Here is an 18,666-nt window from a genome sequence, read left to right on the forward strand (position 1 = left end):
TTTCGGGTGTGAGCGTCGCGGGGGGGGTGATCCGGTGTCCGTCCTGCAAGCCCCCGAGTGCAGGACGGACGCCGGAGTTCCGGGGGCCGGTGTCAGCCGTCGGTGGAGGGGATCCCGATGACGGGCTCGCCCAGCAGCGGTGTGGACACGGCGTAGATGCCGTGGTTGGCGAACAGCCAGATGAGGTTGCGGTCCCACTCGACGAAGATGCCGTGCACGGGAGCGGCCAGGTCGTCGTCGTCCTTCAGCCCCATCGGCGGCACGAAGTACGCGCCCACCTTCGGCTCCTCGGGGTCGCGCACGTCGAAGATCTGCAGCCCCGCCGCGTAGAACGCGTAGGGGATCACGCCGCCGTGCGGGGTGCCGGTGTTCGTGAAGTAGCCGGAGCGCTTGGGGCCGAACGAGCCGCGGCGCTGCGCCCAGTCGGTGAAGGCGGCCTCGGCGGGCGGCGTCGGGCGCGGGAGGGTGCGCACGACTCGGGGCTGCGTCGGGTCGCTCACGTCGATCTGGTAGATCTCCTTCGCGGGCTCGTAGCAGTCGGTGTTCATCGGGTAGCCCGAGACGTACACGTAGCCGGTCTCCTCGACCTGCGTGGTGTCGACGTTGTCGCCCTCGGTGCCGGCGACGCTCGTGGGCAGCGGGCACCAGCCCACGTGGTGGATGTTCGCGGGGTCGGAGACGTCGAGCACGAAGAAGCCCTGTCCGCCCTGCGCCGCATAGGCGTACCGATAGCCGGACTCGACGGAGCGCGGCAGGAAGACGCCCATGCGCGAGCCGAACCAGCTGGTCTTGTTGTTCCAGCGGTCGTTGCCCGCGAGGTACTCGGAGTCGGCCTCCTCCCCGGCGCGGGAGCCGGGCACCCACCAGGTCGACAGCAGCTCGGGGTTCTCCGGGTCGCTCACGTCGTAGGCGGCATGGCCGGCGGCCCACAACGTGGTCTTGTACGGCTGGTTGGTGAAGGTGTTGTCGGGCGCGGTCGCCACGAAGAGGTACCGGTCGCCGTAGTAGACGGGCAGGTCGAGCACGCCGTTGCCCTCCTGGATCTCGTCCGGCCCGTGGTTCGGGTCGGTCGACACCTCGGTGAGCAGCGTCCAGTCGCGCGGGCTCGGTCCGTCCATCCGCCAGGTGCGGAAGCCGCGCAGGCCCTCCCACTCCTTCAGCTGGCCCTCGACCGTGTCGTCGATCCACTTGTTCGCCACGCGGCCCTTGAGGAAGTACCGCGGGGTCTCGCTCGCCTGGATCGCGATGTGCATCCCGAGCTTCGCGTTCCACTGCACGGTCGTCGCCCCGAACTGCGGGCGCGGGTCGTCCCACCCCCACTGCTCCTCGTCGACGATCGTGAGGTCGCGCGGGTCGGTGATGTCGTAGAGCTTCCAGTGGTTGCCGCCACCGTAGTGCAGCATGAGGCGCCGACCGTCCCAGTCGTAGATGCACTGCCACGAGTGACTGGTGTTCACCACGATCGGGTAGAACGCCTCGGCCTTCGCGTTCAGCGTGTAGGTCTCCGGGTCGCGGTAGTCGAGCTGGCCGGGCCAGTCGACGAACACGTCGCGCGGCACGGAGGGGGTGTGCGCGGGCGGCAGGAACGTGCCGTCGGGCTGCATGCCCCACGTGGAGGGGTCGGGGTCGGACGGCTCACCCTCGACGCGCTGGAAATCCTCCGGGCGGTACTTCTTCGCATCGGGCACGTAGGGAGAGCCGGCCATGTCGCCTCCATTGGCTGAATCGGGTGGGATCGTCACGACGTCGTGTCGTCCCCCTCAGATTCACCCGGTCGAGCGATGCTGTCCAATATCCATACGGGTCAGAGCTATGACCGTGCGGGCATATCAACCCACGGGCCGCGGCTCCTTCGCCATGTACTCGCTCTCCAGCGCCGCGAGCCGCGCGCCCTCCTCCCGCAGATGCCCCAGCAGGGCGGTCGCGGCAGGCGAGGGCGCCCGATCCTTGGGCAGCGTCACCCCGACCGAGCGGCGGATCGAGCTGAGCGGCGTGGGGAGGATCCGCAGCTCCCTGTCGTCCACCGCGATGAACATCGGCAGCGCCGCGATCACGTCCGTCGAGATGAGCAGAGTGCGCAGCGTCAGCATCGACGTGCACTCCACCCGGTCGGGCGGCAGCGGCAGCCCCTCGTGGAAGAACACGGCCTCCAGCTCGGCGCGCAGTGCGGTCTGCGCGACCGGGAAGATCCAGGGATACGACAGCAGCTCGGCCAGCGAGTTCGCCTTCGCCCCGCCGAGCACGGGATGGCCCGCGCGAGCCACCAGCCGGATGGGCTCCTGGTGCAGCCGCTCCTGTTCGAGCCGCACGGGCACCGTCGGCGAGAGCCGGCCCACGGTGAGGTCGAGGTCGCCGGCGAGCAGCAGCTGCTGCAGCGTGTCCGGCGTGCCCTCGCGCACCACCACGGTGAGGCGCGGGTGCTCGGCCTTGAGCCCGGCGATCGCCCGGGGCAGCAGCAGGTTCGACCCGGCGAGGTGCGTGCCGACCGTGACGGTGCCGAGCTGTCCGGACTGCAGCAGTCGCACCTCCTCGCCCGCGGCGCGCAGCTCGGCGAGGACCGACCGGGCGCGCTCGATGAAGGAGTGCCCGTACGGCGTCGGTCGCACGCCCCGGGGCAGTCGCTCGAATAGCGGCACCCCCAGCACCTCCTCCACCTCGCGCAGGCCGCGGGTCACCACGGGCTGGGTGATGTGCAGCGACTCGGCAGCGCGCACGAGGGTGCCCTCGTCGGCGATGGCGGTGACGAGGACGAGGTGCCGGATCTTGACCCGGCCGTCGAGCAGGCGATCGGTGGCCATGACCGGGACTATAGCCGTGCGGGCATGGCAGTGCATCAAGAGAGTATTTGTCGGCATCCCTCCGGCTTCCTAGCCTGAGCCCATGCCTTCCGAGACGATGACGCCTCCGCTCCGTGCCGCCGAGCCGGGGCGCGCACCCCGCGCGATCCACAACATGATCGCCGGCGAGCGCGTCGAGGGCGTCGGCCTCTTCACCAAGATCGACCCCGTCGACGGCACCGTGATCGCCGAGGTGCACGAGGCCGGCGCCGAGCAGGTCGACCGCGCGGTGGCCGCGGCCCGCGCGGCGTTCGACGGACCCTGGGGTCGCATGACCGTCGCCGAGCGCGCCCGCCTGCTGCGCGGCGTCGCCGACGCCATCGACCGCCGCGCCGACGAGCTCGTGGCCGCGGAGGTGGGCGACACCGGCAAGCCGGAATCCCTCGCCCGCGACCTCGACGTGGCCAGGGCTGCCGCGAACTTCCGCTCCTTCGCCGACACCGTGTCCGCGACCGGCCTCGACTCCTTCCTCACCGAGCTGCCCGACGGGCGCCGCGCCCTCAACTACGCCGTGCGCAAGCCGCTCGGGGTCGTCGCCGTGATCGTGCCGTGGAACCTGCCGCTGCTCCTGCTCACCTGGAAGCTCGCGCCGGCTCTCGCGACCGGCAATACGGTCGTCATCAAGCCCTCCGAGGAGACCCCGTCCTCGGCCACGCTGCTCGCCGAGATCCTCGCGGAAGCCGGGGTTCCCGCGGGCGTGGTGAACGTGGTCCACGGCTTCGGCGCCGACTCCGCCGGCGAGGCCCTGACCCGCCACCCCGGCATCGACGGGGTGACCTTCACGGGCGAGTCGTCGACCGGCTCCGCGATCATGCGCGCGGTCGCCCCGCGCGTGCGACCCGTGTCGTTCGAGCTCGGGGGCAAGAACGCCGCCGTGGTCTTCGCGGACGCCGACCTCGACGCCGCGGTCGCCGGGCTCGCGCGCAGCACCTACCTCAACACGGGCCAGGTCTGCCTGTGCACCGAGCGCATCTACGTCGAGCGCTCCGTGTTCGACGACGTGGCCGCGGGGCTCGCGGAGCACGCCGCCCGCCTGCGCCTCGGCCGCCCGGAGGATCCCGCCACGACCACCGGCCCCCTCATCTCGCAGGCCCATCGGCAGAAGGTGCAGTCCTACCTCGACCTCGCGGTCGCCGAGGGCGCCACCGTGCTCGCGGGCGGCGGCATCCCCACCCTCGGCGACGGCCTCGACGGCGGCTCCTGGATCGAGCCCACCCTGTGGACCGGCCTCGACAACAGTCACCGCACGGTGCGCGAAGAGGTGTTCGGCCCGGTCGCCGCCCTCATCCCGTTCGACACCGAAGAGGAGGCGATCCGGCTGGCGAACGACACCGACTACGGGCTCGCCGCCGTCACCTGGACCACCGACCTGACCCGCGGACACCGCGTCGCCCAGCAGATGCGGGTCGGCATGTCGTGGGTCAACACCTGGTACCTGCGCGACCTGCGCAGCCCCTTCGGCGGTGTCGGGCTCTCCGGCATCGGCCGCGAGGGCGGCCATCACTCGCTCGAGTTCTACACCGAGCCGACGAACGTCTGCGTGCAGCTGTGACCGGGACGACCGCGACCGAGGCCGTCCGCGCCGCCGACGAGCGGCTGCGCGCGGCCGCGGCATCCGGCCGTCCGTGCGCCCCCGTGCGCGACCTGATCGGCGACAGCGACCAGGATGCCGCGTACGCGGTGCAGTCGCTCGGCATCGCCCGGCGCCTCGACGAGGGTCGGCGCGTGGTCGGCCGCAAGATCGGGCTCACCTCGTCGGTCGTGCAGGCGCAGCTCGGCGTGGACACCCCCGACTACGGCGTGCTGCTGGACGACATGATCGTGGCCGACCGGGAGCCGCTCGACCTCGGCCGCTTCCTGCAGCCCCGCGTCGAGGCCGAGGTCGCGTTCGTGCTCGGGCGTGACCTGGACCTGCCGACCGCCACCGTGGCGGACGTGCTGCGGGCCACCGAGTTCGTGCTCGCGGCGATCGAGGTCGTGGACTCCCGGGTCGCCGGATGGGACATCACGATCGCGGACACCGTCGCCGACAACGCCTCCAGCGGCGCGGTCGTGCTCGGCACCACCCCGCGACGCCTCGACGGGTTCGACCTCACCGAACTGGGCATGAGCCTGGAGCGCGACGCGACCCCCGTGTCCACGGGCAGTGGCGCCGCGTGCCTCGGCAGTCCCGTGATCGCGGTGGCCTGGCTCGCGCGCGAGGTGGCGCGACGCGGACAGCCGCTGCGGGCGGGAGAGGTGATCCTGTCCGGCGCGCTCGGCCCCATGGTCGACGCGACCGCCGGCGTGTACCGCGCCCGGCTCGACGCACTCGGCGAGGTGCGGGCCGACTTCCGCCGCACCGCCTCGGACACCTCCACGGAAGGAGCGGCCGCATGAGCACGGGCATCGCCATCATCGGGTCGGGCAACATCGGCACCGATCTGCTGATCAAGGTCATCCGACTGTCGAAGACGCTGCATCCGGTCGCGATGGCCGGCATCGACGAGCACTCGGACGGGCTCGCCCGCGCCAGGCGCCTGGGCGTCGCGACCACGCACGAGGGCATCGACGGGCTCATCGCGATGCCGGAGTTCGCCGACGTCGAGCTCGTGTTCGACGCGACCTCGGCCGGCGCGCACGCCCGCAACGACGCCCTGGTGCGCAACGCCAGGCGGCTCATGGTCGACCTCACCCCCGCGGCGATCGGCCCCTACGTGGTGCCGGTCGTGAATCTGGGAGCGCATCTCGACGCCACCAACGTGAACATGGTCACGTGCGGCGGCCAGGCGACCGTGCCGATGGTGGCCGCGGTCTCGCGCGTGGCCCCGGTCGCGTACGCCGAGATCGTGGCGTCGATCGCCTCGAAGTCCGCCGGCCCCGGCACCAGGGCCAACATCGACGAGTTCACGCAGACCACGGCCAGGGCCATCGAGGTCATCGGCGGCGCGGAGCGCGGCAAGGCCATCATCGTGCTGAACCCCGCCGATCCCCCGCTGATCATGCGCGACACCGTGTTCTGCCTGGTGGAAGGCGACCCCGACGCGCTCGACCGCGACGCCGTCCGCACCTCGGTGGCCGACATGGTCGCGGCCGTGCAGGAGTACGTGGGCGGCTATCGCCTCAAGCAGGAGGTGCAGTTCGACGCGGTGGACGAGCCCTTCGTCCCTGCGCTGAACCGTCCGTTCCGCGGCACCAGGGTCACCGTGCTGCTGGAGGTCGCCGGGGCGGGGCACTATCTTCCCGAGTACGCGGGCAATCTCGACATCATGACCTCGGCCGCCCTGCGCACCGCCGAGCGCCTCGTCGCCGAACGGACAGGGGTCCCCGCATGACCGCCACCCCCCGCGTCTATGTGCAGGACGTCACCCTCCGCGACGGCATGCACGCGATCGGCCACGGCTACACGATCGATCAGGTGCGCGACATCGCGCGGGCCCTGGAAGCCGCCGGCGTCGACGCGATCGAGGTCGCGCACGGCGACGGCCTCGGCGGGTCCAGCGTCGCGTACGGGCAGGGAGCCCACACCGACGGGGACTGGATCGAGGCCGCCGCCCAAGTGCTCGACCGCGCCGTGCTGACCACGCTCATCCTGCCCGGCATCGGGACGATCGACGACCTCGCCCGCGCTCGGGACCTCGGCGTCGCGAGCGTGCGCGTGGCCACGCACTGCACCGAGGCCGACGTGGCCGTGCAGCACATCGGCTGGGCCCGCGAGCACGGCATGGACGTCTCCGGGTTCCTCATGATGAGCCACCTCAACGACCCGCGCGGGCTCGCGGAGCAGGCGAAGATCATGGAGGACGCGGGGGCGCACTGCGTCTACGTGACCGACTCCGGCGGACGCCTCACCATGGGGGACGTCGCGGCGCGCGTCGACGCCTACCGCGACGTGCTCGACCCGGACACCGAGATCGGCATCCACGCGCACGAGAACCTGTCGCTCAGCGTGGCCAACAGCATCACCGCGGTGGAGCACGGCGTCCGTCGCGTGGACGCCTCGCTCGCGGGGCAGGGCGCCGGTGCGGGCAACTGTCCCCTCGAGGCGTTCATCGCCGTGGCCGACCTGCTCGGATGGGAGCACGGCTGCGACCTGTTCGCCCTGCAGGATGCGGCCGAGGAGCTGGTGCGGCCGTTGCAGCGTCGCCCGGTGCGGGTCGACAGGGAGACCCTCGCGCTCGGCTATGCGGGCGTGTACTCCAGCTTCCTGCTGCACGCCGAGCGGGCCGCGGCACGGCACGGCCTCGACGCCCGCGCCATCCTCGTCGAACTCGGGCGCCGCCGCATGGTCGGCGGGCAGGAGGACATGATCGTGGACGTCGCGCTCGATCTCGCCGCCGAGGCCGCGAGCGGGGTGCGCGCATGAGCGTGGACGCGGTGTTCGCCGCCGCCCTCGACACCGCGCAGCGCACCGCCGCCCCCATCAGCCAGCTGTCCGCCGCCGACGCGGTCGGTCTGGACACGGCCTATGCCACGCAGCACGCGCTGATCGCCCGGAGGCTCGCCCGCGGCGAACGCGTCGCGGGGGTCAAGCTGGGCTTCACGAGCAGGGCGAAGGCGCAGCAGATGGGTGTGCACGACGTGATCCTCGGCACGCTGACGGATGCCATGCGCCTCGACGACGGCGCCGTGTTCGACCGCCGCTCCGCCATCCACCCGCGCGTCGAGCCCGAGGTCGCGTATCTCCTGGCCGCCGACGTCGACGGCACCGCGGGGGATCGACCCCTGTCGTCGCTCGTCGCCGCAGTCGCCCCGGCGCTGGAGATCATCGACTCGCGGTACCGCGACTTCCGCTTCAGCCTGGCCGACGTGATCGCCGACAACGCCTCGGCCGCGGCCTATGCGATCGGCCCCTGGACCCCGCTCAACCGGGCGGGCGCCCTCGACAACAGGGCCGTCCGGCTGGAGATCGACGGCAGGACGGTGGCCACCGGCTCCACGGCCGCCATCCTCGGCGACCCGGGCAGAGCCATCGGCGCCGCGGCGCGCCTGGCCGCACGCCATGGCTTCACCCTGCGCGCCGGCACCGTGCTGCTCGCGGGAGCGGCCACCGCCGCACTCCCGCTGCCCGGTCGCGGCGTGGTCGACGCCGCCGTCGCCAGGCTCGGGCGCGCCATCCTCCGTACCGACGACGGCACCGCCCCCGGCGCCGGAGAGGCAGCATCATGACCGACTCCCCTCGCACGACCGACCCCGCAGGCACGACCGGCCCCGCGGACGAGCGCGACTCCCGCGGCATCCTCGCCGAGGGACGGGCCACGCCGCGCGGCCGCTTCCCGCACGCCCGGGTCTCCGGGGATCTCGTATTCGTCTCCGGCACGTCCAGCCGCCGTCCGGACAACACGATCGCCGGCGCCGAGGTCGATGCGCTCGGCGCCACGCGGCTCGACATCGCGGTGCAGACCCGTGCGGTGATCGAGAACATCCGCGGCGTGCTCGCAGCCGCCGGCTGCGGGCTGGAGGACCTCGTGCAGGCCACCGCGTTCCTCGTCGACATGAACGACTTCGCACCGTACAACGCCGTGTGGGCCGAGTACTTCGACGAGCAGGGCCCGGCCCGCACGACCGTCGCGGTGCACGCCCTCCCCCACCCGCACCTGCGCATCGAGATCCAGGCGATCGCGCGACGCCCGCAGACCACCGACCGCACCACCGCTGCCACTCTCGAGGAGGAGAAATGAGCACCATCCCACCCGTCATCGATTTCGCCGCATGGATCAAGGAGAACGAGCACCTCCTGAAGCCGCCGGTCAACAACAAGGCCGCGTGGACGCCGATGGGCGACTTCATCGTGCAGGTCGTCGGCGGTCCCAACCAGCGCACGGACTTCCACTTCGACCCGTACGAGGAGTGGTTCTACCAGTACCGCGGCAACATGCACGTGAACATCCAGACGCCGGAGGGCCTGCAGCGCATCGACATCCGCGAGGGCGAGATGTGGCTGCTGCCCGGCAACGTGTTCCACTCCCCGCAGCGCCCCGAGGAGGGGTCGATCGGCATCGTGATCGAGCGCATCCGCGAGGAGGGCACGCTCGAGAAGTTCGCCTGGTTCTGCCCGAACTGCAACACGAAGGTGCACGAGGTCGAGCTGCAGGTGCGCGACATCGTGGAGGACCTCCCGCCCGTGTTCCGCGAGTTCTACGAGAGCGAAGAGGGGCGCACCTGCCCCGCGTGCGGCGCCGTCCATCCCGGCAAGGGCTGACGCGGCATTGGGCACGATCGACGTCCATACGCACTTCGTGCCGAGCGCCTGGCCCGACCTGTCCACGCAGGTCGGGCCGGGGCTCTGGCCGACCCTGCGCGTGGACTCCGAGCGCGAGGCGATGATCATGCTCGGCGAGTCCGAGTTCCGTCGCATCGGCGACGACTGCTGGGACGCCGCGGTGCGCCTGGCCGACATGGACGCGGACGGCGTCGAGATGCAGGTCGTCTCCCCGACGCCGCTGTTCTTCTCCTATGACAAGAGCGGAGACGAGGCGGTCAGGGTCGCGCGCATCTTCAACGACCTCGCCCTGGAGATCTGCGCGCCCGCGCCCGACCGGCTCATCCCGTTCGCGCAGGTGCCGCTGCAGGACCCGGACGCCGCGTGCGTCGAGGCCGACCGCGCGATCGCGTCCGGCCATGCCGGCGTGGAGATCGGCAACCACGTGGGCGACCGCGACCTCGACGACGCCGGGATCGTCACGTTCCTGCAGCACTGCGCCGACCGCGGGATCCCCGTCTTCGTGCACCCGTGGGACATGGCCGGCTCCCCGCGGCTCGACCGCTGGATGGCCCGGTGGCTCACAGGCATGCCCGCGGAGACCCATCTGTCGATCATCGCGCTGATCCTGGGCGGCGTGTTCGACCGGGTGCCGCCCACCCTCCGGCTCGCGTTCGCGCACGGCGGCGGCTCGTTCGCGTTCTGGCTCGGCCGGTTCGAGAATGCGTGGCGACAGCGGCCCGACGTGATCGGCGTGAGCGCGCAGCCGCCGTCCGCCTACCTCGACCGTTTCAGCGTCGACAGCGTCGTGTTCGACCCCGCGGCACTGCGGCTCCTGGTCGACACGCTCGGCGCCTCCCAGGTGATGGTGGGCAGCGACTACCCGTACCCGCTGGGCGAGCGGCCCGTGGGCGGCGTCGTGCATCGCTCCGACTTCCTCGACGCGGCGCAGAAGAGCGCCATCCTCCGCGGCAACGCCCTGCGGTTCCTCGGCCGCTGACCCTCCGACCCGAAAGACCCCCATGAGCCTCACGTCCTCCCGCCCCGTCCTCGACCGAGCCACGTGCGAGGCCCTCGACGACACCGACCCGCTGGCCCCGTTCCGCGCGCGGTTCGTGCTGCCGGAGGGCGTGGTCTACCTCGACGGCAACTCGCTGGGCGCCCTCCCCCGCCACACCGCCGCGCACGTGCAGCGGGTGATCACGGAGGAGTGGGGTGTCGGTCTCATCCGCAGCTGGAACGACGCCGGGTGGTTCGCGAAGCCGCAGACCATCGGCGACCGCATCGCCCCGCTGATCGGTGCGGCGCCCGGTGAGGTCGTGCTCGGCGACTCCACCTCGGCGAGCCTGTTCCAGGCGGTCGTCGCTGCCGTGCGGATGCGCCCCGGCCGGCGGGTCATCGTCGCCGAGCGCGGCAACTTCCCCACCGACCTGTACATGCTGGAGGCCGTGCAGGAGCTGCTGGGCGGGGGCGAACCCCTGGAGCGGCGCCTGATCTCGGACGACGGTCCCACGCTCGACGACGTGCTCGACGACCATGTCGCCGTGGTCGTGCTCACCCAGGTCGACTACCGCACCGGGCGGCTGCACGACCTCGCCGAGGTCACCCGCCGGGTGCAGGCCGCCGGCGCCCTGGTCGTGTGGGACCTGTGCCACAGCGCGGGGGCGCTGCCGATCGACCTGAACGGCGCGGGGGCCGACTTCGCGGTGGGCTGCACGTACAAGTACCTCAACGGGGGCCCCGGCTCGCCGTCGTTCGTGTTCGCGGCCGAGCGGCACCACGCGGCCGCCCGCCCGGCGCTCACCGGATGGCACGGCCATGCCCGTCCGTTCGACTTCACGGTGGACTACGCCCCGGCGCCCGGCATCGAGCGCTTCCGCGTGGGCACGCCGCAGCTGCTGTCGGTCGCGGGACTGGAGGCGAGCCTGGACATCTGGGACGAGGTCGATCTGGAGCTCGTCCGGGAGAAGAGCCTGCGGCTGACGGAGCTGTTCCTGTCCCTCGTCGACACGCGCCTCGCGCCGCGGTGGGGCCTGCCGACCGTCACGCCGCGGGAGTCCGCGCGCCGCGGGAGCCAGGTGTCGCTGCGGCACGAAGACGGCTACGCCGTGATGCAGGCGCTGATCGAACGCGGCGTCATCGGCGACTTCCGCGCGCCCGACCTGATCCGCTTCGGCTTCACCCCGCTGTACACCTCGTACACGGACGTGTGGGATGCGGTGGACGTGCTCCACGACGTGCTGGAGACCGAGGTGTGGCGCGAACCCCGGTTCGCCCGCCGCGGCACCGTCACCTGACCCACGGGTGAGTCAGGCGTTGTCCGCGCCCGGATGCGTCCCCGCGCCGACGCGGCTCAGGCGTTGTCCGCGCTCTCCGCCGCGGAGTCGTCGAGCAGGGCGATCACGCCGTCGCGCACCTGCGTGAGGTGGGCCTCCAGCACGCCGAGAGCCTTCTTCACGTCGCCCGCGGCGACCACGTCGACGAGCTCGGTGTGCGAGTGGTCGTGCGCGCCCGCTGGTCCGAGCCGCCAGCCGAGCACGTACCGGCCGAGCTTGAGGCGGAGCTGCTCGATCATCTCCCACAGCAGCGGCCGCGCCTGCGCGTCGTACAGGGTGGCGTAGAACTCGGTGCGCGCCTCGACGAACTCCCCGCCCTCGGAGATGTCGTCGGCGGTCTTGGCGAGAGCCCGCAGCTGCTCCAGCCGCTCGGGCGTGATCTCGGCCATGGCCAGCCGCAGCGCCTCCTTCTCCAGCAGCATGCGGAGGTGGTAGACCTCGCGCGCCTCCTCGGTGGAGAGCGCGCGCACCATCGCGCCGCGGCGGGCGTGGAACACGACGAGGCCGTCGGCTTCGAGCTGGATGAGCGCGGACCGGATGGGCAGGCGGGAGATGCCGATGGATTCCGCGAGGGTCTCCTGACGCAGTTTCATGCCGGGCGGAAGGGTGCCGTCCAGGATCGCGTCACGGATGATGTCGTAGGCCATGGCTCCGACGGAGCGGTATCCGGCGCCATGACGCTGCGCGAGCTTCTGCAGCGCATCGGCCCGATCCTTGGCCGATGCGGGCGCATTTCCTGAGGTCACCATGGGTGAGAGATTATCGGAAGAACCGCGCGATCTTCGCATTCTGGATCCAAAATCACGGCGCGTCCCGACGTCCTGAGAACGTCGAACGCCCCCTGTCCCGAAAGACAGGGGGCGTTCGCAGTTCGTGCCTTACTTGGCGGCGACGACCTGCAGCGTGATGACGGCGGTGACGTCGTCGTGCAGACGCACGGTCGCCTCGTGCTCACCCGTCGCCTTGATCGGCGAGGAGATGTGCACCTTGCGCTTGTCGATCGCGCCCAGGCCGGCAGCCGCCACGGCGTCGGCGACATCGGCGGTCTTGACCGAGCCGAACAGACGGCCTTCCTTGCCGGCCTTGACCGTGAGGCGCACCTTGGTGCCCTCGAGGGTGTTCTTCAGGGCCACGGCCTCGTCGCGGTCGTGGATCGCGCGAGCCTGGCGTGCAGCCTGGATCGACGCGACCTGCTTCTCGCCACCGCGCGTCCACGCGGTCGCGAAGCCCTGCGGGATGAGGTAGTTGCGGGCGTACCCGTTCTTGACCTCGACCACGTCACCGGCGCTACCCAGCCCGGCGACCTCGTTCGTGAGAATCAGCTTTGCCATCTCAGTACCCCTTACCGGCCGGCGCCAGCGTAGGGCAGGAGCGCCATCTCGCGCGCGTTCTTGATCGCGGTGGCGATCAGACGCTGCTCCTGCACCGACACACCGGTGATGCGACGGGCGCGGATCTTGCCGCGCTCCGAGACGAACTTGCGGAGGGTGGCGACATCCTTGTAATCGATGACGCCGACCCGGATGGACTTCGCGGGGGCGGCGTTCTTCGCGCCCTTCCGCGGCTTGCGGCGGTCGCCGCTCGACTTTCCAGCCATTGGTTCTTCCTTAGTGATGAGCGGATGCCGGTCGCAGGGACCGGATCCAGAAGTTGATCAGAACGGGGTGTCGTCGCCGAAGCTGCCCGGAGTGCTCCAGGCGTCGGCGCTGGTCGACGAGCCGGGAGTGGACCACGGCTCCTCGGACACCTGCTGCTGCTGCGGACGGGACTGTCCGCCGCCGCCGCCACCGCTCGAGGCCGCACGGGTCACCTGCGCGGTCGCGTACCGGAGCGACGGGCCGATCTCGTCGACCTCCAGCTCGATCGCGGTGCGCTGGTTGCCCTCGCGGTCCTGGTAGGAGCGCTGACGCAGACGGCCCTGCGCGATGACGCGCATGCCCTTGGTCAGCGAGCCCGCCACGTGCTCCGCGAACTCGCGCCACACCGACGCGCGGAGGAACAGCGCTTCGCCGTCCTTCCACTCGTTCGCGGCACGGTCGAAGTTGCGGGGCGTCGATGCGATGGTGAAGTTCGCCACCGGCAGCCCGTTCTGCGTGTAGCGCAGCTCGGGGTCGGCCGTGAGGTTGCCCACCACGGTGATGACGGTTTCGCCGGCCATGGGGCTTAAGCCTTCGCAGCCTTGGCGGCCTTGCGGGCAGCCTTCTCTTCGGAGCGCTTGGCCTCGGACGCGATCATCGCCTGAGCCTCTTCGGCGCGGAGCACCTTGGTGCGCATGATCTGCTCGTTCAGCTTGAGCTGACGGTCGAGCTCCTGCGTCGCGGCGCTGGTCGCGGTGAAGTTGACGACGGCGTAGATGCCCTCGGTCTTCTTCTGGATCTCGTAGGCCAGACGGCGTTTGCCCCAGATGTCGACGTTCTCGATAGAGCCACCATCGTTGGTGATGACCTTCAGGAACTTGTCGAGCGTAGGTGCGACCTGGCGCTCGTCGATCTCGGGGGTCAGAATGACCATGAGTTCGTACTGGTGCGTCACTTACCCACCTCCTTCGGACTAGAACGGCTCTCGGGGCTTTCCCGGGAGCAGGAGGGTGTGTGCACGTGCCCGCCCATGGAACCCGAGTGGGTGCCGGAAGGCAGACAACCTCGACAGTCTAGCGGAGAATCCTGCGTGCCGCCTCCCGCCGATCGGCATCGGCCTTGGCATGCTGGAGGGCGTGCCCGGTGAGAGTCACCGGGCATGTGACTGGAGGGGGGCGCCATGCGCGTCAACAAGTGGGGTGTCGGCGTGCTGCTCGCCGCCGCCGTCGTGCTCACCGGGTGCTCGGCCGGCGGATCGGACAAGCCGGCCGATGCGAAGCCGAGCGCGGCTTCGTCGCAGGAGGCCGAGGCGCCGACGACGGACTGCCCTGAGCTGACCGACGGCGCGACCGTCGACGGCTCGGCTCTCGGCGCCTGCATCGCCGAGGCCATGACCGATGTCGACGGCTACGCCGCGAAGACCTCCGTGATGGGCATGGAGTCCACCACGCGCTTCAACCCGTCGGAGAAGGCCATCGAGACCGTGTCGCCCATGGGCTCGATCGTCGCGATCGGCGACGACATCTGGGTCAAGTCGCCGTCGAGCGACTGGCAGCCCGCCGACCCGGCGTCCAGCGACCCGATCATCGCGGGGCTCAGCACGACCGCCGCCGATGTGACCGCGATCGACCCGGCCACCACGGCCAAGGCGATCACGGGCGAGTTCGCCGTGACCGGTACCGGCGAGCGCCTCGGCCAGAAGGTGTTCCTGGTCTCGGGCACGGTCGAGCAGGCGGGCACGCCGGTCGACGTGGTGTTCGAGGTGACGGAGGACTACGTCAACCTCGCCTCCACCAGCTCCGCCTCGGTCGAGGGTCAGTCGCTCGAGATCACGATGGAGATCACCGAGTGGGACGTGAAGCAGGACATCGTCGCCCCGGTCTGATCCAGGGCTGACACGACGGGCCGGGGCTTCTGCTCCGGCCCGTCGTCGTCTCCGGGCCACTCCACACGGAACGAAGGAGTTCGCACGGACCGAAGGAGGGCTGCGGCGAACCGCTCCTTCCATTCGCGAGAACTCCTTCACCGGCGGCACACCCGCCACCCCGGGCCACTCCCACACGGACCGAAGGAGTTCACACGGACCGAAGGAGGGCTGCGGCGAACCGCTCCTTCCATTCGCGAGAACTCCTTCACCCCAGGCATACCCGCCACCCCGGGCCACTCCCGCACGGAACGAAGGAGTTCGCACGGAACGAAGGAGGGCTGCGGCGAACCGCTCCTTCCATTCGCGAGAACTCCTTCACCGGCGGCGGGTCGCGGCGGCGGCGGCAGGTCGCGGCGACGGCAGGTCGCGGCGACGGCAGGTCACGGCGGCTGCGGGGGGTCAGTAGGCGACGGGCGGGACCTCGGCCCACACGGCGCGGTCGTCCGCCGAGGGTGCTGCGGGGATGCGGCCCATGCCGTCGGGTTCCGGGATCGCTGCCAGCAGCGCCTGCGTGTACGGGTGCTGCGGCGCGGCCCAGAGCCGGTCGGTCGGACCCGACTCCAGCACCCGCCCTCCGAACATCACGAACGTGCGGTCGGCGATGCGCCGCACCACCGCGAGGTCGTGCGAGATGAACAGCATGCCCGCACCCGACTCGGCGACGAGGTCGCGCATCAGCCCGGCCACACTGGTCTGCGTGGAGGCGTCGAGCGCTGAGATCGGCTCGTCCGCCACGAGCAGCGACGGCCGTGCCGCGAGCGCCCTGGCGATGGCGATGCGCTGCTTCTGCCCACCCGAGAACTGGTGCGGGAAGCGGGTGCGCACACTCGCGGGCAGCCCCACCCGCTCCAGCCACTCCTCCACGGTGGAGCCGGCGGCACCGCGCGCACGGGCGGTCGCGATGCCGTCGGAGATCTGGTCGCCGACCCGACGGCGCGGGTTCAGCGAGGTCGACGGGTCCTGGAACACCATCTGGATGCCGGTCAGGGCGGTCGCGCGACGGCGGATGCCCAGCGGGGCCACGGGCGCCCCGCGGAACTCGACCGTGCCCGCTGCGGTCTTCTCGATGCCGACGACGGCGCGCGCGAGGCTGGACTTGCCGCTGCCGGACTCGCCGACCAGCGCCACGGTCTCCCCTGCGGCCACGCTGAGGGAGACGCCGTTCACAGCGATCACGGGCGGGTTGCCGGGGTAGCGCACGACCACGTCCCGCGCGTCGAGGACGCTGACCTCACTCATCGGCGTCCTCCTCGATCGGGGTCCTCGGCATCAACCCGGTCCACGCCACCCACCGGGTCCACGCCACCCACCGGCGCCGCGCCACCCACCAGGTCCACGCCACCCACCGGCGCCGCGCCAGCCACCGGGTCCACGCCACCCACCGGGTCCACGCCACCCACGGGGTCCACCCCAGCGGGCGCCTCGATGCGCGAGCCGGGGAGGGCCGCGAGCAGCATGCGCGTGTACTCGTGCTGCGGGTCGCGGAACAGGGTCGCGCGATCGGCGAGCTCCACGATCCGTCCGTCCTTCATGACCGCGACCGTGTCGGCGATCGCGCTCATCACGCCGAGGTCATGCGTCACCAGCAGCACGGCGAGGTTCCGCTCCGTGGCGAGGTCGCGCAGCAGCTGCAGGATGCCCGCCTGGACGGTCACGTCGAGCGCCGTGGTGGGCTCGTCCGCCAGCAGCACCTCGGGGTCGCACGCGAGGGCGCAGGCGATCGCGATGCGCTGCCGCTGCCCGCCGGAGAACTGGTGCGGATACCGCTTCAGCGCCTCGGCCGGGTTCGGCACCTGCACCGTCGTCAGCAGCTCGACCGCGCGCTCACGCGCCGCCGCGCCCTTGAGTCCGAGGTGCACCCGCATGTGGTCGGTGAGCTGGCGGCCGACCGGGAGCTGCGGGTGCAGCGACGCCGACGGGTCCTGGAACACCATGGCGATGCGCTTTCCGCGGATGCGGTTGAGCCCACGGCGCTTGAGGCCGAGCAGCTCCTCGCCCGCGAGCGTGATGGAGCCGCCCGTGCGCGCCTGCCGCGGCAGCAGCCCGAGCACCGCGAGCGAGGTCAGGGTCTTGCCGGAGCCGGACTCGCCGGCGAGGCCGTGGATGCGCCCGGGTTCGAGTTCGAGCGACACCCCCTGCACGAGCGGGCGTCCGATGTCGATCGTCAGGTCGCGGATGCTCAGGGCCGACGCGGTCATGCGGGCACCCCCGTCGCGGAGGCCTTGTGCTCGGCTTCCTTCTCGTGCGTGACCTCGGCGGTCGGGTCGAGCACGTCGCGCATCGCGTCGCCGAGGAAGTTGAACGCCAGCACGACCGTGAGGATCGCGAGGCCGGGGAACACGCCCAGCCACCACGCGTCGAAGTTCTGCATCGCGCCGGAGATCATCGACCCCCACTCGGCCGTGGGCGGCTGCGCCCCGAGTCCGAGGAAGGAGAGGCCGGAGAGCAGCAGGATCGCGGCGCCGATGTCGAGGGTCGCGAGCACGAGCACGGGGCCGGCGATGTTCGGGAGGATGTCGACGAACAGGGTGCGCAGCGGCGAGTGGCCGAGCAGGCGCCCGGCGATCACGTAGTTCTGGCCGCGGAGGCCGAGCACGATGCTGCGGGTCACGCGGGCGTACTGCGGCCACGACACCACGATCGCGGCGATCACGGCGTTGAACAGCGACGGGCCGAGCGACGCGGCGATCACCATCGCGAGGATCACGGTCGGGAACGCCATGAATAGGTCGGTGATGCGCATCAGCGTCTCGTCGACGGCGCGGCCGAAGTACCCGGCCGTCGCACCGATCACGGTGCCGATGATCATCGCCGCGATCACGAGCATGAGCGCGAGCGGCAGGCTCACGGTGGCCCCCGTCATCAGGCGGGAGAAGATGTCGCGGCCGTTGCCGTCGGTGCCGAGGATCGTGTCGATGCCCGGCTCCTGCAGTCGCGGCAGCACCTGGGCGTTCGGCGGGTACGGCACCCACCACTGGGCGGTGAAGGCGACGATGATCCAGGCTGCGGCGATCACCGTGCCGATGATGCCGAGCGGCGTGCGCCAGGCGCGGGGCCAGCGGAACCGGAAGCGCCACGGGCCCGCGGCGGCGTCGATGCGGCTCATGCGATCCTCACTCTCGGGTCGAGCACGCCGTAGAGCAGATCCACGATGAAGTTGATGAGGAGGTAGATGACGCCGACGACCAGGCCGACCCCCATGATGCCGGGGAGGTCGAGGTTCGCGGCGGAGTTGTAGGCGTAGGTGCCGAGGCCCGGCCACGCGAACACCGACTCGACGAGCACGGTGCCGGACAGCAGCGCGCCGAAGGCCACGCCCACCACGGTGAGGATGGGCAGCGAGGCCCCGCGCAGCACGTAGTCGAGGATCACGCGCATCGCGGGCAGGCCCTTGGCCCGGGCGGCGCGCACGTAATCGCTGCCGAGCACCTCGAGCACGGACGTGCGGATGAAGCGCGTGAGCAGTCCGATGGTGACGAGCGAGAGCACCATGACCGGGAGGGCCAGGTGGGCGAGCGCGTCGAAGAAGCCCACGCCGTCGCCGTTCAGCAGGTAGTCGATCGTGTAGAGCCCGGTCACCCGCGGGGGCGGCGTGATCGACGGGGAGATGCGACCGGAGCCCGGGGCGATGCGCAGCTCCAGGAAGAACACGTAGAAGCTGACCAGCGCGAGCCAGAACGTCGGCACGCTGAGGCCGACGAGCGTGACGACGCGGATGACCTGGTCGGTGACGAGGCCGCGGCGGTAGGCGGCGAGGGTGCCGAGCACGATGCTCACCGCGAGGCTCACGATGATCGCGCCGATGGCG

General features: G+C 71.3%; 21 protein-coding genes. 10 read left to right on the forward strand and 11 right to left on the reverse strand.

Annotated features, from left to right (window positions below):
• Window positions 1-92: 92 nt before the first annotated feature.
• Together M3C17_RS07550 and M3C17_RS07555 are read right to left on the reverse strand one after the other, a co-directional pair.
• Window positions 93-1,706: an LVIVD repeat-containing protein gene (locus M3C17_RS07550; RefSeq protein WP_259977023.1), complete on the reverse strand. Its 1,614-nt coding sequence runs from the start codon at window positions 1,704-1,706 to the stop codon at window positions 93-95.
• Between the two features lie 123 nt (window positions 1,707-1,829).
• Window positions 1,830-2,798, reverse strand: a complete 969-nt coding sequence (locus M3C17_RS07555; protein WP_259977024.1) for a LysR substrate-binding domain-containing protein — start codon at window positions 2,796-2,798, stop codon at window positions 1,830-1,832.
• Window positions 2,799-2,880: 82 nt separating this feature from the next.
• Between M3C17_RS07555 and M3C17_RS07560 the strand changes: the two genes are divergently transcribed.
• Genes M3C17_RS07560 through kynU form a run of 9 tightly spaced genes read left to right on the forward strand, consistent with a single transcriptional unit; the run spans window position 2,881 to window position 11,315 of the window.
• Window positions 2,881-4,389, forward strand: coding sequence for a 2-hydroxymuconic semialdehyde dehydrogenase (locus M3C17_RS07560; RefSeq protein ID WP_259977025.1), 1,509 nt, complete (start codon window positions 2,881-2,883; stop codon window positions 4,387-4,389).
• Window positions 4,386-5,216 (forward strand): 2-keto-4-pentenoate hydratase, encoded by an 831-nt coding sequence (locus tag M3C17_RS07565; RefSeq protein WP_259977026.1) that lies wholly within the window; start codon window positions 4,386-4,388, stop codon window positions 5,214-5,216. The genes M3C17_RS07560 and M3C17_RS07565 overlap by 4 nt, the downstream gene beginning before the upstream one ends.
• Window positions 5,213-6,151 (forward strand): acetaldehyde dehydrogenase (acetylating), encoded by a 939-nt coding sequence (locus tag M3C17_RS07570; protein WP_259977027.1) that lies wholly within the window; start codon window positions 5,213-5,215, stop codon window positions 6,149-6,151. Before M3C17_RS07565 ends, M3C17_RS07570 begins: the two co-directional genes overlap by 4 nt.
• Window positions 6,148-7,182 carry a 4-hydroxy-2-oxovalerate aldolase gene (dmpG, locus tag M3C17_RS07575; protein ID WP_259977028.1) on the forward strand — a complete coding sequence of 345 codons (1,035 nt, stop codon included), beginning with the start codon at window positions 6,148-6,150 and terminating at the stop codon, window positions 7,180-7,182. Before M3C17_RS07570 ends, dmpG begins: the two co-directional genes overlap by 4 nt.
• On the forward strand, window positions 7,179-7,985 hold the full coding sequence (locus M3C17_RS07580; RefSeq protein WP_259977029.1) for a 2-keto-4-pentenoate hydratase: 807 nt from the start codon (window positions 7,179-7,181) through the stop codon (window positions 7,983-7,985). The genes dmpG and M3C17_RS07580 overlap by 4 nt, the downstream gene beginning before the upstream one ends.
• Window positions 7,982-8,497, forward strand: coding sequence for a RidA family protein (locus tag M3C17_RS07585; protein WP_259977030.1), 516 nt, complete (start codon window positions 7,982-7,984; stop codon window positions 8,495-8,497). Before M3C17_RS07580 ends, M3C17_RS07585 begins: the two co-directional genes overlap by 4 nt.
• Window positions 8,494-9,018 (forward strand): 3-hydroxyanthranilate 3,4-dioxygenase, encoded by a 525-nt coding sequence (locus M3C17_RS07590; protein ID WP_259977032.1) that lies wholly within the window; start codon window positions 8,494-8,496, stop codon window positions 9,016-9,018. The genes M3C17_RS07585 and M3C17_RS07590 overlap by 4 nt, the downstream gene beginning before the upstream one ends.
• Window positions 9,019-9,025: 7 nt before the next feature.
• Window positions 9,026-10,018 carry an amidohydrolase family protein gene (locus M3C17_RS07595; protein ID WP_259977033.1) on the forward strand — a complete coding sequence of 331 codons (993 nt, stop codon included), beginning with the start codon at window positions 9,026-9,028 and terminating at the stop codon, window positions 10,016-10,018.
• A gap of 22 nt (window positions 10,019-10,040) precedes the next feature.
• The gene (kynU, locus tag M3C17_RS07600; RefSeq protein ID WP_259977034.1) at window positions 10,041-11,315 is read left to right on the forward strand and encodes a kynureninase; all 1,275 of its coding nucleotides are present in this window, start codon (window positions 10,041-10,043) and stop codon (window positions 11,313-11,315) included.
• A gap of 56 nt (window positions 11,316-11,371) precedes the next feature.
• On the opposite strand, the gene M3C17_RS07605 is transcribed toward kynU, so the two are convergent.
• The 5 genes from M3C17_RS07605 to rpsF form a co-directional block, all read right to left on the reverse strand.
• Entirely contained in the window at window positions 11,372-12,103 is a 732-nt protein-coding gene (locus M3C17_RS07605; RefSeq protein ID WP_259977035.1) for a GntR family transcriptional regulator, read from the reverse strand.
• A gap of 129 nt (window positions 12,104-12,232) precedes the next feature.
• Complete coding sequence (rplI, locus tag M3C17_RS07610; RefSeq protein ID WP_259977036.1) at window positions 12,233-12,685, reverse strand: 50S ribosomal protein L9; 453 nt, start codon at window positions 12,683-12,685, stop codon at window positions 12,233-12,235.
• Between the two features lie 11 nt (window positions 12,686-12,696).
• Window positions 12,697-12,951 carry a 30S ribosomal protein S18 gene (rpsR, locus tag M3C17_RS07615; protein ID WP_017203799.1) on the reverse strand — a complete coding sequence of 85 codons (255 nt, stop codon included), beginning with the start codon at window positions 12,949-12,951 and terminating at the stop codon, window positions 12,697-12,699.
• Between the two features lie 57 nt (window positions 12,952-13,008).
• Window positions 13,009-13,512 carry a single-stranded DNA-binding protein gene (locus M3C17_RS07620; RefSeq protein WP_259977038.1) on the reverse strand — a complete coding sequence of 168 codons (504 nt, stop codon included), beginning with the start codon at window positions 13,510-13,512 and terminating at the stop codon, window positions 13,009-13,011.
• A gap of 5 nt (window positions 13,513-13,517) precedes the next feature.
• Entirely contained in the window at window positions 13,518-13,886 is a 369-nt protein-coding gene (gene rpsF / locus M3C17_RS07625; RefSeq protein ID WP_021201450.1) for a 30S ribosomal protein S6, read from the reverse strand.
• A gap of 225 nt (window positions 13,887-14,111) precedes the next feature.
• Here rpsF and M3C17_RS07630 point away from each other — a divergent pair, with 225 nt between their 5' ends.
• Entirely contained in the window at window positions 14,112-14,816 is a 705-nt protein-coding gene (locus M3C17_RS07630) for a hypothetical protein (protein WP_259977039.1), read from the forward strand.
• Window positions 14,817-15,257: 441 nt separating this feature from the next.
• Here the strand turns inward: M3C17_RS07630 and M3C17_RS07635 are convergent, their stop codons facing one another.
• From M3C17_RS07635 to M3C17_RS07650, 4 genes are all read right to left on the reverse strand, one after another.
• Entirely contained in the window at window positions 15,258-16,097 is an 840-nt protein-coding gene (locus M3C17_RS07635) for an ABC transporter ATP-binding protein (protein ID WP_259977040.1), read from the reverse strand.
• The gene (locus M3C17_RS07640) at window positions 16,094-17,056 is read right to left on the reverse strand and encodes an ABC transporter ATP-binding protein (RefSeq protein WP_259977041.1); all 963 of its coding nucleotides are present in this window, start codon (window positions 17,054-17,056) and stop codon (window positions 16,094-16,096) included. The genes M3C17_RS07635 and M3C17_RS07640 overlap by 4 nt, the downstream gene beginning before the upstream one ends.
• Complete coding sequence (locus M3C17_RS07645) at window positions 17,053-17,964, reverse strand: ABC transporter permease (protein WP_259977042.1); 912 nt, start codon at window positions 17,962-17,964, stop codon at window positions 17,053-17,055. The genes M3C17_RS07640 and M3C17_RS07645 overlap by 4 nt, the downstream gene beginning before the upstream one ends.
• Window positions 17,961-18,666: ABC transporter permease (locus M3C17_RS07650; RefSeq protein ID WP_259977043.1), on the reverse strand; the 706-nt coding region annotated here is incomplete at its 5' end. The genes M3C17_RS07645 and M3C17_RS07650, both read right to left, overlap by 4 nt.

Origin of the sequence: Microbacterium sp. p3-SID336, assembly GCF_025143365.1 — a bacterium.
Taxonomy (GTDB): domain Bacteria; phylum Actinomycetota; class Actinomycetes; order Actinomycetales; family Microbacteriaceae; genus Microbacterium.

Excerpts from the sequence above, each read along its gene's own strand:
- dmpG (WP_259977028.1), top strand. The coding sequence starts at position 6,148 with ATGACCGCCACCCCCCGCGTCTATGTGCAGGACGTCACCCTCCGCGAC.
- M3C17_RS07560 (WP_259977025.1), top strand. The coding sequence starts at position 2,881 with ATGCCTTCCGAGACGATGACGCCTCCGCTCCGTGCCGCCGAGCCGGGG.
- M3C17_RS07590 (WP_259977032.1), top strand. The coding sequence starts at position 8,494 with ATGAGCACCATCCCACCCGTCATCGATTTCGCCGCATGGATCAAGGAG.
- M3C17_RS07570 (WP_259977027.1), top strand. The coding sequence starts at position 5,213 with ATGAGCACGGGCATCGCCATCATCGGGTCGGGCAACATCGGCACCGAT.
- M3C17_RS07580 (WP_259977029.1), top strand. The coding sequence starts at position 7,179 with ATGAGCGTGGACGCGGTGTTCGCCGCCGCCCTCGACACCGCGCAGCGC.
- M3C17_RS07645 (WP_259977042.1), bottom strand. The coding sequence starts at position 17,964 with ATGAGCCGCATCGACGCCGCCGCGGGCCCGTGGCGCTTCCGGTTCCGC.
- rplI (WP_259977036.1), bottom strand. The coding sequence starts at position 12,685 with ATGGCAAAGCTGATTCTCACGAACGAGGTCGCCGGGCTGGGTAGCGCC.
- rpsR (WP_017203799.1), bottom strand. The coding sequence starts at position 12,951 with ATGGCTGGAAAGTCGAGCGGCGACCGCCGCAAGCCGCGGAAGGGCGCG.
- M3C17_RS07605 (WP_259977035.1), bottom strand. The coding sequence starts at position 12,103 with ATGGTGACCTCAGGAAATGCGCCCGCATCGGCCAAGGATCGGGCCGAT.
- M3C17_RS07555 (WP_259977024.1), bottom strand. The coding sequence starts at position 2,798 with ATGGCCACCGATCGCCTGCTCGACGGCCGGGTCAAGATCCGGCACCTC.
- M3C17_RS07630 (WP_259977039.1), top strand. The coding sequence starts at position 14,112 with ATGCGCGTCAACAAGTGGGGTGTCGGCGTGCTGCTCGCCGCCGCCGTC.
- M3C17_RS07550 (WP_259977023.1), bottom strand. The coding sequence starts at position 1,706 with ATGGCCGGCTCTCCCTACGTGCCCGATGCGAAGAAGTACCGCCCGGAG.
- M3C17_RS07635 (WP_259977040.1), bottom strand. The coding sequence starts at position 16,097 with ATGAGTGAGGTCAGCGTCCTCGACGCGCGGGACGTGGTCGTGCGCTAC.
- M3C17_RS07640 (WP_259977041.1), bottom strand. The coding sequence starts at position 17,056 with ATGACCGCGTCGGCCCTGAGCATCCGCGACCTGACGATCGACATCGGA.
- M3C17_RS07585 (WP_259977030.1), top strand. The coding sequence starts at position 7,982 with ATGACCGACTCCCCTCGCACGACCGACCCCGCAGGCACGACCGGCCCC.
- M3C17_RS07620 (WP_259977038.1), bottom strand. The coding sequence starts at position 13,512 with ATGGCCGGCGAAACCGTCATCACCGTGGTGGGCAACCTCACGGCCGAC.
- kynU (WP_259977034.1), top strand. The coding sequence starts at position 10,041 with ATGAGCCTCACGTCCTCCCGCCCCGTCCTCGACCGAGCCACGTGCGAG.